The sequence below is a fragment of the uncultured Sulfitobacter sp. genome, from assembly GCF_947497275.1.
In the GTDB taxonomy this organism is placed as follows: domain Bacteria; phylum Pseudomonadota; class Alphaproteobacteria; order Rhodobacterales; family Rhodobacteraceae; genus Sulfitobacter.
On sequence record NZ_CANMFS010000003.1, the window covers coordinates 482,359 to 495,802 of the forward strand.

9 protein-coding genes are annotated in these 13,444 nt (G+C 56.4%); 6 read left to right on the forward strand and 3 right to left on the reverse strand.

Annotated features, from left to right (window positions below; all coding sequences use genetic code 11):
• Positions 1-28 precede the first annotated feature (28 nt).
• Positions 29-1,765: a DUF262 domain-containing HNH endonuclease family protein gene (locus Q1A06_RS09115; RefSeq protein ID WP_299561890.1), complete on the reverse strand. Its 1,737-nt coding sequence runs from the start codon at positions 1,763-1,765 to the stop codon at positions 29-31.
• A gap of 517 nt (positions 1,766-2,282) precedes the next feature.
• On the opposite strand from Q1A06_RS09115, the gene Q1A06_RS09120 reads away from it, so the two are divergent.
• The 4 genes from Q1A06_RS09120 to Q1A06_RS09135 all read left to right on the forward strand — a co-directional run bounded on the left by Q1A06_RS09120 (position 2,283) and on the right by Q1A06_RS09135 (position 9,696).
• Complete coding sequence (locus Q1A06_RS09120) at positions 2,283-4,985, forward strand: DNA methyltransferase (RefSeq protein ID WP_299561892.1); 2,703 nt, start codon at positions 2,283-2,285, stop codon at positions 4,983-4,985.
• A 2-nt stretch (positions 4,986-4,987) separates the two neighbouring features.
• Complete coding sequence (locus tag Q1A06_RS09125; RefSeq protein ID WP_299561894.1) at positions 4,988-7,063, forward strand: DEAD/DEAH box helicase; 2,076 nt, start codon at positions 4,988-4,990, stop codon at positions 7,061-7,063.
• A 14-nt stretch (positions 7,064-7,077) separates the two neighbouring features.
• Complete coding sequence (locus Q1A06_RS09130; RefSeq protein ID WP_299561897.1) at positions 7,078-8,277, forward strand: GIY-YIG nuclease family protein; 1,200 nt, start codon at positions 7,078-7,080, stop codon at positions 8,275-8,277.
• A 1,005-nt stretch (positions 8,278-9,282) separates the two neighbouring features.
• Positions 9,283-9,696, forward strand: coding sequence for a hypothetical protein (locus Q1A06_RS09135; protein WP_299561899.1), 414 nt, complete (start codon positions 9,283-9,285; stop codon positions 9,694-9,696).
• Positions 9,697-9,782: 86 nt separating this feature from the next.
• Here the strand turns inward: Q1A06_RS09135 and Q1A06_RS09140 are convergent, their stop codons facing one another.
• A complete protein-coding gene (locus tag Q1A06_RS09140) occupies positions 9,783-9,950 on the reverse strand; it encodes a hypothetical protein (protein ID WP_299561901.1) in 168 nt (55 codons plus the stop codon).
• 54 nt (positions 9,951-10,004) lie between these two features.
• On the opposite strand from Q1A06_RS09140, the gene Q1A06_RS09145 reads away from it, so the two are divergent.
• Positions 10,005-10,355 carry a hypothetical protein gene (locus Q1A06_RS09145; protein WP_299561903.1) on the forward strand — a complete coding sequence of 117 codons (351 nt, stop codon included), beginning with the start codon at positions 10,005-10,007 and terminating at the stop codon, positions 10,353-10,355.
• A complete protein-coding gene (locus Q1A06_RS09150) occupies positions 10,345-10,737 on the forward strand; it encodes a hypothetical protein (RefSeq protein WP_299561906.1) in 393 nt (130 codons plus the stop codon). Before Q1A06_RS09145 ends, Q1A06_RS09150 begins: the two co-directional genes overlap by 11 nt.
• 414 nt (positions 10,738-11,151) lie before the next feature.
• On the opposite strand, the gene Q1A06_RS09155 is transcribed toward Q1A06_RS09150, so the two are convergent.
• Complete coding sequence (locus tag Q1A06_RS09155) at positions 11,152-13,440, reverse strand: adenosylcobalamin-dependent ribonucleoside-diphosphate reductase (RefSeq protein WP_299561907.1); 2,289 nt, start codon at positions 13,438-13,440, stop codon at positions 11,152-11,154.
• Positions 13,441-13,444: the final 4 nt, after the last annotated feature.

Genomic DNA, 13,444 nt, shown 5'->3' on the forward strand with positions numbered 1-13,444 from the left:
CATAAGATTTTGAATACGAATTTTTTTGTCATTCGCTTTTCCACCACTTCTTGAAAGTGTCTTTCAGGCGCCAGTCTTTAGCCAAACGCTTCAACAGTGCTTTTCTGCGCCCTTCTACATCCTCTGGCCTCCAAGAACAGAATTCACGGACTTCATTGGTCAAAGTGAATGGACTTGTGTCATCGGCGGCAAAATACTTGGTCTTCTTCTTGTCAAAATCGTAATTTCTGGCAGCCGAGTTTTTCCGAAAATTCAAAAGAACAAGGTTGCCAATAGTATGCAGCCAAATGCTGTGATCTTCCCCGTCAGCATACCACTCTGCCCACTGGGAGCCCTCTTCCAAGGTTTGTGGACAAACATGCTCCACTGAAATGGTCGGGAAATCGTAATTTGCAGACCCATCGTGAGATGCCTGCTCGAGCCGCAATAGAAGGGGTTTGACGACCCGTGTAGCTAAGTAAACATCCCCATCAAGCGCATTGAACAGCGCAAATACTTCATCTTGGGTCAACTCCAACCCTGTCGAGCGCTCCTTTGCGCCTGCCCGGAGTTTGCGTTCGACTGGCGGCTCCAACATGTCGAGAACATCCGCATAGCGGCTCATCCGGGCATTTACGTCAGCGCGGACCATGAACAAGTAATATGCCAGCCGCTCAAGCTCGAAGACGAAGTCTGCAACATCGTCTTTGTTGCCGGTACTGCTCTGCTGAAGGCAAAGAAGAAGTGGCGGCAGCCAATCCTTGTTATCCAAGCGATCGAGAGAGCGCACAAGGTCAGCAGTTTTATGGCTAAAACGGCTCCTTAGCTCTGCATCGTCCATAGACAGCAAGAATGCGTCCGCGAACGGTTCGAGAACCGTGTCCATAAATTTCACAGGATCATCACGAAAAATAGAGACTTGTTCGGGGAATCCGTTCTCGAGCGCTGACCGTGGCTTATCTCGCTCAAAGATCATCCGAATGTGCGTGAATAGATCGCTGAACTTACCGCGTTCAAGGCTGACTTCGACGTCTTCCCACCGCTGAGAAAGGTTGTCTTCCTTGTCCTCGCCAGCACGTTCCAGAAGGTCAGCCTTCAAAATATCTGTGGCAGACAAATCCATGCCGCGCGCGTTTAGAACCGTGAAAATTCGGCGGGCGGCTGTTTGCGTTGGCACCTCAACGACAACCAAATAACAACTCTGCAGAAGAAACTTCAAAAGCGCGCTGCGCGTCTCCTCCCCCATATCTTCCAGCTTGCGGCGGACGGTCCCTGCGTTCTGAATGATACGGGCCTTGGCACCCGACAGCCCGTCAATCGCGGGTAGGTTGTCAGTTGCGCCGCCAGCCTGAACGTGTTTCTCAAAATATGCCTGATCCTTCTGACGCAATTGAAGTCGGAGTGCTTCGGGGATGCCTTCATCTTCATTGGCCACCTGCTTGACGTATTTTTCGCGGTTGGCCTGCTTTACAGCGTCTTCGGTCAAGTCGCGGATCACGCTGAACAGGATCGTCAGCGTGGTCAAACGCTGCTGTCCGTCCACAACACGCGAGTCCGGGCTGCCATGTTTTTTTACCAGAACAATACTGCCGAGAAAGTAGAACCCACCTGACTTTGAGGTCGGTGCCATGGCATCAGTTAGGTCGGCCAACAACTCTTCAACCTGCGTCGTTTCCCATGCGTAGGGGCGCTGGTAGGCGGGGATCGTAAAGGCGTAGTCCTTGGAAAAAACGTCCGAAATCTTCTTGTGGGCAGCTTCAATCCGAAGCTGTGAGGCATCGTTCATCTCTTTTCCTCTAAATTAATAAAACGCGTTTGTGGTATAACTGTTACTATTGGTTTCTTGGTGAAAGCGTCGATGGAATCTGGCACAATTGCGGCCAGTTCCTCTGTTCCCCCGTATATTCTCTAAATGGTAACTCCTCAGATCCGCCCCATAGTTTGCAGCGCTATTTGACTACTACATTTGTAGTCCAGTCATACAATACATGAATGTCTGCTCTGGCGACGAGATCTTGGATGAAAAAATGGCTGGCTAAAGGCCGCTTCGGGCCGTTCGCGTCGATCGTCTCAAGGGGCAGGAAAGGAAATTTCGCTGCGGCAGAGCCTAAGGTCAGCAGTACGCAGTAAGCTGCCGCTCAGTCTGACATCTGCGCAATCGCACAAATTCTAAGGAAGGTCATTCGGCCCCGGCTACGTATGACCATCTACGCCAATTAGTGTTTATTCACCCACCCGAGCCTTTTTGGTGGATTCGTTGATTGGCGTCTTCTACCAATAGGATAATTACGCCGAGGCCCTTGATGAACCCTACTGAAATTTATGACGCATTGGCGGAGATTGCCGCCGAACCTTTTGACGCCACCGAATTTCCCTTCGCCTTTGCTGCCGCCACTGATGGCGCTAAGGCAGCGATCTCCAAGCTGCGGAGCGGGTCGACCAACAGGTCCGACCTTCCCGGCGGCGTGCTGTTCGGCAAGAAGTTCCATTTCGCCCCCGCGCTGGCCGGGATGACCGATGTCACGCTGGACCAACTGCGCAACTCGAAGAAGACCAAGACCTCGAAGCCGGCGATCCTGATCGCAACGGATGGCGAGATGATCTCGGCAGAGCATCTGGCCTCGGGCGACACACTGCACTGCCGTTTCGATGAGCTTGGCGACCACTTCGGCTTCTTCCTGCCCGCCGCAGGCAAGGAGCGCTACCGCGCAGTCGAAGAAAACCCCGTCGACGTCAAGGCGACCGGCAAGCTCGCTCGGCTCTATGACGCACTGACCAAAGCCAACCCAGACTGGGGCAGCAATGAGCGTCGGCACGAGATGAACCAGCTGATGATGCGGCTGATCTTCTGCATGTTCGCCGAAGACGTCGGTATCTTCCCCGACAACCAGTTCTCGCGCCTGCTGTTCACCCATGCGGGCGACAAAGGCGAGGAAGCGCGCGAAACTATCATCGCGGCCTTCCATGCGATGAACCGGGCGAAAGACCAACGCGAGGGCCTGCCTGCCTGGACGGGCGAGCTGGAATACGTCAACGGCGGGCTCTTTGCGGGCACCATCGACGCGCCGCGCTTTGATGCCGTGGCCTTCCGCTATCTGCGCGAGGCCTGCGATCTTAACTGGCGCGAGATCAACCCGGACATTTTCGGCTCGATGATCCAGTCGGTTGCGGACCCGAAGCAGCGCTCGGAACTGGGGATGCACTACACCTCCGTGCCGAACATCATGAAGGTGATCGGGCCGCTTTTCCTTGATGATCTGGATGCCGAGATCCACAAGGCATGGGATCGCGCCAAAGGGCTGCAACAGGTACTGGACCGGATGTCGCGCATCCGGGTGTTCGACCCGGCCTGTGGCTCGGGCAACTTCCTTGTTGTTTCTTACCGTGAACTGCGGGCACGCGAGACGCGCATCCTGCGGCGGCTGGAAGAGCTGAACGGCCCCGGCTCGCTGACCATGTTCTCGGCCATCCCGATCAGCCATTTCTACGGGATCGAAATCGCGGATTTTGCCGCCGAGACCGCCAAGCTGGCGCTGTTCATCGCCGAGTATCAGGCAAACGCCAGCTTTGCCGAGGTCTTTGGGCACCGCCCCGCAGCGCTGCCGCTTAAAGATGCAGCGCAAATTTGCAACGACAATTCTCTACAAATCGATTGGACTTTGGTTTGCCCGCCACCCATTGAAGGGGAGGAAGTGTTTATCGCTGGAAATCCGCCATTTGCAGGTGCAAAGAACCAGACCCCAGAACAGAAGAAAGATCGAGCCGGAGTCTTTGAGGCTCGCAAGATTAAAGGATACAAAACCCTTGATCTCGTTTCCACATGGTTCATTTTGGCAAATGACTATTTATCTCGCGGTCAAAATTCAAAGTTTGCCTTGGTCGCTACAAGCTCAATTACGCAGGGCCGACAGGTGCCTGCTCTGTGGCCATACATCCTCAAAAAAAACCAGATTTTCTTTGCCCATCGCCCCTTCAAATGGCGAAACAATGCATCTTCTAACGCTGCGGTCGATTGCGTCATTATAGGGGTTGAGAATTCTACAGGAGCGAAATCCGTAAGGCTATTCGACTCCGACACTGCGAGCGAATGTAGAATAATCAACGGATATTTAGTGGATGGGCCGCTCCTCTACGTCTCTCAAAGAGGCCATTCGATGTTTGGGCTTCCGCAGATGATTTACGGTTCTATGCCGAATGATGGAGGGGCACTAATTCTTGATGAAGCTGACAAATCCGAATTAATAGACTCCTTCCCGAGGGCTGAGCGATTAATTCGTCCACTTGTTGGCACTACAGAACTGATCGATTCAAGCAAAAGATACTGCCTCTGGATAGAAGATACAGATTTGAGCGAAGCTGAGGATATTCCGGACATTTCTCGACGGATAAGAGCGTCCCGCCAGCATCGCCTTGATAGCAAAAATCCTGAAACCATTGAAAGGGCTGCAACTGCCCACCAGTTTTGGCACATTGGAGGCGTCTCCAAAACAGGCTCTATCGTCGTTGCAAGCGCCTCTTCGGAGCGACGCGAAGTGTTGCCCTGCGACTACCTGACGCCAGATGTTATTGCATCAAACCTGTGCTTTGTTATTCACGATGGTCCATATTGGGCGCTCTCTTTGATAATGTCGCGTCTCCATCTAACGTGGATTGCTGCAATCTGCGGAAAGCTTGAAGCACGCTATCGGTACTCCAGTTCGCTCGGCTGGCATACCTTCCCGGTGCCAAAATTCACCGACGAGCAACTGGAGGCGCTCTCGGCTTCGGCCCGCAAGATCCTGCGCTGCCGTTATTCCCACTACCCGGCTACGATTGCCCAGCTCTATGATCCGGACAAGATGCCCGACGACCTGCGCGCTGTGCATCGGGAAAACGACGAACTGCTGGAGACGATGTATATCGGCCGCCCCTTCCGCAATGACACCGAACGGCTGGAGAAGCTCTTCAAGCTCTACGCTGCCAAGGTGAAATCGCTGGAAGCCGCGCCAAAGAACAAGAGGGCCTGACAATGGTTCAGATGGTCAATGTCACCTACGGCACCTCCAAGGCGACCACAAACGCCCTTGGTCAGCGCCCGATGCAGGCCCGCACCTATGCCGCCCGCGCGGCGCAGTTCCTGCTTCTGAAAGCGCCGCCAGCAGCTGGCAAGAGCCGGGCGCTGATGTTCGTGGCGCTCGACAAGCTGCGCCATCAGGGGCTGGAGAAGGTAATCGTCTGCGTGCCCGAAACCTCGATTGGCGGGTCGTTCCAATCGACCGATCTGACGAGTTACGGGTTCGAGGCGGATTGGGAGGTCGATGACCGCTGGAACCTTTGCCTGACCGGCGAGGAGGCCGACAAGCAAAAGGTGAAGGCCTTCCAGAGCTTTATGGACAGCGATTCCAAGGTGTTGGTCTGCACCCACGCCACCTTCCGCTTCGGCTTTGACGAGGTGATCAAGAGCAAGGGGATCGAAGCGTTCGACAGCTGCTTCATCGCCATCGACGAATTCCACCATGTTTCGGCCTCGGACAACAACCGGCTGGGGGTGATCCTGCGCAGCCTGATCAATCGCGCTGAGTGCCATGTGATGGCGATGACCGGCAGCTATTTCCGTGGCGATGCTGACCCGGTGATGCGCCCCGAGGACGAAGACCGCTTCACCAAGATCACCTACAGCTATTACGAGCAGCTGGAGGGCTACGCCTGGCTCAAGGCGCTTGGGATCAACTATGAGTTTTACAAAGGCAATTACGTCAATGGGCTGCCGGGGGTGCTGGACCCCGATCAGAAGACGATCATCCACATCCCGCATCGGGGGTCGTCCGAAGCGTTCGATGACAAGTTCAACGAGGTGGGGAAGATCATCGACCTGCTGGGCGCCCATGAAGGGCGCGATCCCGAGACGGGGTTTGACCTGGTGCGCAAGCTCGATGGCGGGCTGCTGAAGGTCGCGGACCTGGTGGATGACGGGCCGGGGCGTGATATCGTTAAGGCCGCGCTGTCGCGCGAGATCAAGGGGCCGGATGGCAGGCGGGATGATGTGGCGGACCGGGCCAAGGTCGACATCATTATCGCCCTCGGCATGGCGAAGGAGGGATTTGACTGGGTCTGGTGCGAACATGCGCTGACGATTGGCTATCGGTCGTCCCTGACTGAGATCGTGCAGATCATCGGACGCGCGACCCGCGATGCACCAGGAAAGCCCCGCGCGTTGTTCACCAACCTCGTTGCCGAACCCGGCGTGGAAACCGGCGTTGTGACCGATGCTGTGAACGACATGCTCAAAGCGATCTCCGGCTCGCTACTGATGGAGCAGGTGCTGGCCCCGAACTTCAAGTTCTACCGCCGCGAGGATGGCGATGTGCGTGCACCGATGGGGACCGATGACGAGGGCAATATCACCATCGGCATCAAGGGACTGGTCGAACCGCCCACGGACCGCTCACGCGAGATCTGTGAGAAGGACATGAACGACCTGATGGCGACGGCCTATCAAGAGATGGACCGGCGCGTTTTGTCGCCTGATACGGCACCAGAGGTCGCCACCCAGATGGTGCTGACCGACATCATTGAGAAGCGCTATGAGACGCTGGATGTTGAGGAAGCGGAATCCGTTCGTCAACATCTGGCCGCCCATATGAACGTGCTGACGCTGGCGCGGAAGGAAGCCGAGCACGGGTTTGCCGAGGGACAATCGCCCCTAAGTGGCACGCCCCCAAAGCCGAGCAGTGACGGAGATGAAGGTGAACCCGCCAGCGCGCCGAACACCCTGCTGGAGATGGTCCGAAAATTCATCAACGTCCGCGACATCGACATCGAGCTGATCGACAGCGTGAACACCTTCCAGGAGCGGTTCGAGGTCGCGTCGAAATCGCTGAACTCCGAACTGCTGTCGCACGTGCAATCTGCGATGGTGGCCTTGCGCGTGAACATGACCGGCGACGAGGCCAGAACGCTTTGGCCTCGCATCAAGGCATTCCGCGCTGCCGAAGGACGTGAGCCGAATGTCCATTCCGCTATCCCGCTTGAAAAGCGCATGGCAGAGGCACTTGCTTGGCTGAAGGCAGAAAAGGCCAAGCGCCTGCGTGAGGGGGCTCTGTAATGTCGCGCCTAAGCTTGGAAGACATTTTCGAGGAAGACGACGAGTTCGGCCTATTGGATGTCAAACTTCGCGCGGGACGCGGCAATCCTTCGCAGGATCGTGGCGTCGCAGCCTTGCTCGAAGTAACCGCCTTCTATGAGCGTCAGTCGCGCCTTCCGCATCCAGATGCAATGGATCATGATGAGATGCGCCTTGGCGCGATCTGGGACGCCGTGAAGTTGGCACCCACCGATCAGATGCGGGCCGTGGATCGGTTGGGCTTGCTGACAGAGGATGCGACCCCCACGCCGCGTTCCTGGCAAGATGAACCTGTCGACGATGAAATTCCCGACAGTTTGGATGACATCTTCGCAGATGATGATCTTGATGTTGACGCGTCACTGGTCAGTCTCAAGCACACCACGCCATCCGCAGAACGCCATGTTCCCGATCATCGCGCAGACTTCGTGCCCTGTCAGGATTTCGAGCGATTTCGGGAGCGATTCGAGACGGTGCAGCGCGGTCTGGAAGCAGGTGAACGCCAAGCAAACCCGGTACGGAAATGGTCGGTAATCGAGCCGATCGAAGGGGACTTCTTCATCAGGAACGGTTTGCTCGCCATGATCGCTGAAAAGTCGGAAATGACCGCCCGTGGCGGCGCGCGCGACCATCGGCTTCGCGTCATCTTCTCAAATGGCACAGAGAGCGACCCGCTCATGTCATCATTCCGCAAATCCCTGAATGAGGACAAGACAGCTCGCATGGTCCAGAAGGTCGGCCTCGGGCCGCTTGATCCTGAATGGGAGAGTGATCAGCTCGAACTGTCGGGAACGATCTATGTTGCTCGCTCCCGATCCGAAAATCCCGAAATCAAAGGACAGCGCATGATCTTGCACAAGATCGGCGTAACCAGCCAAGACGTTGCCCGCCGCGTTGCAGACGCCAGAAACGATCCAACGTTTCTTCTGGCACCGGTGGAGATTGTGGCGACATACAGCCTGCAAAACCTGTCGCGTAGCAAAGTCGAAAACCTACTGCATCGCTTCTTCGCAGCGGCTCGTCCTGGAGAACTCTTCGTCACCGACCGGTTCGGGAAGAAAGTATTCCCTAAGGAATGGTTTTATGTCCTGCCAGATCACGTCGGCCAGGCTGCTAAACTGATTGAAGACGGGACATTGCATCAATTCAGATACGATGCCCGCTCTCAGAGGATCGTACCGAAAGCTGAAAATTGAAGGAGCCCAACTTTTGATACGAAGGACATCCTAACGCCGGTCGCTTCGATAGCGCCTGCCAAGCGCTGCCGTCTGTCTTGCAACATTTTCAAAGGGACCGGCAACTCAGGGCTGAGATCGGTGATGCTTTGCACCAGGCACGAATGCCGGCGCGGGTCCGTTGTCACTTTTCGCTTCAATTCTTGGAATGCGCGCGGGAACCCGCCACGCCCACCTCAGACCACAGCGCTACACGCGTCAGAGTTTCCGTACCGGCAACCCGGGTCGCTTGGTCATAAAGTTGAAACTCAATGCTTGTGCTATCAAAGTCATCGGTTTTCCGCTGCGGTTAGAACGAGCGCCACCGCGTTCGAGGTCGTCTCCCGTCGGTGGCCGGGAATTCGAAGACCGCCAAGGTCAGCCTTCTTTGACAGATGAAATGGGGGGCGCCTCGGATGCACGTTGAGGCTTCCATTCGAGTGAATGCCAACATCTCTGGGGAATGATCAGATCCCAGCAGCGCGCTGCGTCTTCAGTGATGTACAATTTTCACGAGCGTCCAGGTCATCTGGAATTTGCGCCTCCTCCTTTAACTTCGCTCGTCGTGCGGTCGCCGAGGGCATCTCCATGCCCATCCGTCATACAGAGGAAATGGAATGGTTGCGTTCAGCCGAAAGCATTTTTCTGGCTAAAACAAAAAAACTTTAACATACCTGCTTCGGGGCAGCGCCGGACCTCCTACCCCTCGTAAAGCGAGGTTTGAAATTAAGCCGGTGAGGATGACCTCCTGGGGACATGCAGCATTCGCAACGCAGCGCCAGCTAAAGGCATGATTGTTTGGCCCGAGAACTGCCGCAGCAGGGTATCAGAAAGATCGAAGTTTTTTCTTCGTGCTGCGGATGATTGGCCAATGTTGATTTCGAGAAGCAGAAACGAAGTCGGCACAACGCAAACGCTAACCTCAGGACCACGCACAGGCTTGAAGCTGCCACGAACGGCAGACGCGCAACAAACAGGAGGACCAACATGCTGCGCACGCTCCCCACGAAGACCCTGTCCGCAGAACCGCAACTTGCCATCACCCGCACATTCGTCGCCGAGCACGGAACCGACCTGTGTAACGCCGCGGGCAGGATCGCCGGCGAGGCCGGAACAGCCCACGTTCTGCGCCTCATGTCGATGCTGCGCAAGGCACCACGCCTTGACCGCACAATGCGCCTCAGGTTGGTCAATCTCCATCGCCTCCTTTCTTTGGACCCTGCCGGTGAGGCGCACGACCCCGACCTTTCCAATTGGGTCTTCCTCGACCCCGCCAGCGAGGAAGTCGAACACCTCTGCCTACTCACCGACCGGCTCTATGATCTTTTGGTCGACATCAGCACTCTGGATGCGAAGTGGGAGAAACAGGCGCTCGACCTCCCGGCGCAGAAGGCAGCCTGACATGCGGAACCGGTCGCGTAGTGCGCGCGACCGGCGACACTCTTTTGGGAGCGCAGCACAAGATGCCCAAGCGGAAAGAGCATCGTCTAAACAGTGGCACGAACAATAAACTGTCCCGCAGGACAGATTTCTTCTTCGTCTCTCAAAAGAACGACCAATGTTCTCTTCACCAGCACCAGCACCAGCACCAGCACCAGCCTCTGAAACCAACTGAAAGGAACATGCTCCCCGGCTCTCCCGAACGCAGCGCACATGACGCCGATGAATAGGCACCACCAGCACCTTTCATGCATGCAAGGGAGACAGTCATGCTCAACACAAACACCCCGAATATCAGCCAGGCCCGCTTTGATGCGGTCGCCGCGACCGAAAGACACCTGCGCCGAAATGGTGCCAGTCTGTGCGATCTGCTCGACGCGCTCGACGATCCCGCGGGCTTCGAAGCGCTGTGCCGTCTGCATAGCGCCTTCAGCCATCCTTTTCCGGACGCGGATGCCGTCGAAGACGCGGTGCACGATATCACCCGCTTTCTTGCGGATCAGTCGCCCTCATCGCTCGACCGCATTGGATCGGAGCGCAACTTCGCTGCATCCGACATGGTGCGGTGGCATGGCGCTCGGATCAGCGAAATCCACGGGAGGTTTCGCCATGCCGAATGATCTGCGTTGTGTGTTGCAGATCATTAAAGAAAAGCGTCTGAGAGATTACCCTCGCTCATTCGGGCCAGAGCAAGATATTTGCGATATCACGCTCTGGCTGAACCAAAAGTTCCCATCACAGAAATCACGTCTTCTGGTGGATCGGCTGTACACCCATCGCAGCCGCGAAATCATTGGCCTTTCGGTCACCGGAATAGCCTCACATTCCTTGTCGATGACCCCAATCGCCTTGGAGGCCTTCTTGGCTTTGGGATATTCGATCCAGAAGGGGAGCGGAGATAGCTTTCGATGCCCCTCTTGTTTTGGGCGTCATTCAAAGCATGACGCAATCAAAGCCTTCGCACGCATCGAAAGCGCGCTACGCGCTCAGCGTTCACGATAGAAACACTGAAAAACGATATGAAAGGGCGGCGCGAGCCGCCCTTTTCTCGTTGCAACACCTGGACTGGGTTCAGGTCTTAAACTTAGAGTATGAGTGATGTGCAGATACGCCTCTGGATGCTCGGGAGACTTCATCAAAGGTAGCCCAAGGATTGATCGGTCTGGCGTTGCGGCTGCACATTCGGATGGCTCTGGTGGGCGGAAAAACAAGAATTTGTTTTTGGTGGCCACACCCCCGCCCCATATCCTCCCTGGCAGGCTCGAACCCCCATTTAGCCTATAAGGGGGCCTAAACCGCAAAAATCGGGCGTTTCCGCCCGATTGACTTATTTTGCTTGCGAAATGGACATTTCAGCCCGGCCGATGGCTATTTATTGGTGGTCAGATCACGACAAGCCAAAAACTTAGCGGTTCATTAAGAACACTTGCTGTGTCCGCAGCTGCCGCACGTGATGCATCCCTCTATCATTCGGAGGTCGTACTGACCGCAGCTGCTACACGCTTTGCCGCGCGGCTTCTCCAGTCCAACGACTTTTGCTTGTGGATCGGATTTCAAGCCTTTCCCCTCACCGGCGATAAAACCGGTCGCCACGAGATGCTGCTCGATAACTCCGCCAATCGCCGCGAGTATCGACGGGATGTACTTGCCGCCCATCCACGCGCCCCCGCGTGGATCGAACACAGCTTTGAGCTCTTCGACGACAAACGACACATCACCGCCCCGCCGGAATACGGCGGATATCATCCGCGTCAGCGCTACAGTCCAGGCGAAATGCTCCATGTTCTTAGAGTTGATGAAAACCTCGAACGGACGCCGATGGCCTCCCACGACCAGATCGTTCACGGTGATGTAGAGCGCATGCTCGCTGTCCGGCCATTTGATCTTGTAGGTCGATCCTTCCAGTTCTTCGGGACGGTCCAGCGGCTCGGACATGTAGATAACGTCACCATGTGGCGATTGAGGTTCCTCGCCATTTTGACTGATTACCTCGGGGGCGTCCTTCTTGTCTTCGGACACGGACAGCACGGACCCTGTCACGTCGTTCGGACGGTACGTCGTGCATCCCTTGCAACCTGAATCCCACGCTTCCATGTAAACGTCCTTGAACGCGTCAAAGCTGATGTCTTCGGGGCAGTTAATGGTCTTGGAAATTGACGAGTCCACCCATTTCTGGGCGGCTGCCTGCATCTTGACGTGGTCCAGCGGCGCCAGCGTCTGCGCGTTCACGAAATAGCCGGGAAGCTCCTGATCACCGAATTTGTCGCGCCACATCTGCACAGCATAATCGACGACTTCTTCTTCAGTCCGGCTGCCGTCTTTCTGCAGCACCTTGCGGGTGTACGCATAGGCGAAGACCGGCTCGATCCCCGAGGACACATTGCCTGCATACAGCGATATTGTTCCGGTTGGTGCAATGGAGGTCAGCAGCGCATTGCGAATGCCATGGGTGCGGATGGCATCGCGGACGTCCTCATCCATATGCTGCATGGTACCGGACGCCAGATAGGCGTCCGCGTCGAACAACGGGAACGGGCCTTTTTCCTTCGCCAAATCCACCGACGCCAGATAGGCGGCGCGGGCGATCGCGTGCAACCAGTCTTCGGTCTGACGCGCCGCTTCGTCCGATCCATAGCGCAGGCCCAGCATCAGCAGCGCATCGGCAAGGCCGGTGACGCCCAATCCGATCCGGCGCTTGTTGTGCGCTTCCTGCGCTTGCGCGTCGAGTGGAAAGTTCGATACATCCACCACATTGTCCATCATCCGCACGGAAGTTGCGACAAGTGCATTGAGCGCGTCGACATCCAGTGTGGCCGTGTCCTCGAACGGCCCGGTCACGAGACGCGCCAAATTGATCGAGCCCAGCAAGCAAGCACCATAGGGCGGCAGAGGCTGCTCACCACAGGGGTTCGTAGCGGCAATGGTTTCGCAATAGCTAAGATTGTTCGCAGTGTTGATCCGGTCGATGAAGATCACGCCCGGTTCGGCGAAATCATAGGTTGCTCTCATGATCGCGTTCCACAGATCGCGCGCCTGCACGGTTTTGTAGACCTTGCCGTCGAAGACGAGATCCCATGATCCGTCCGCCTTGACTGCTTCCATGAAGGGGTCGGTGACCAGCACCGACATGTTGAACATGCGCAGCCGCGCAGCATCGGATTTGGCGGTAATGAAGTTTTCCACGTCCGGGTGGTCGCACCGCATTGTGGCCATCATTGCGCCGCGACGCGAACCGGCGGACATGATCGTGCGGCACATCGCATCCCACACGTCCATGAACGACAGCGGCCCGGAAGCATCCGCCGATACGCCCAGCACGTCCGCGCCCTTGGGCCGGATCGTCGAGAAATCGTAACCGATGCCGCCGCCCTGCTGCATGGTCAGCGCCGCTTCCTTGAGCATGTCGAAAATGCCGCTCATGCTGTCAGGAATCGTGCCCATCACGAAGCAGTTGAACAACGTCACCCGCCGCGCGGTCCCTGCCCCCGCGGTAATGCGCCCCGCTGGCAGATATTTGAAATCTTCCAGCGCGCCGTAGAATGTCTCTTCCCACGCGTCCTTGTCGTTTTCGGCCTGCGCGAGATCACGTGCGATGCGGCGCCATGTATCCTCGACCGTCACATCGTGGGGCGTGCCGTCGGCCGCTTTGAATCGATACTTCATATCCCAGATCTGTTCAGCGATGGGGGCGGCAAAGCGGGTCATGGCG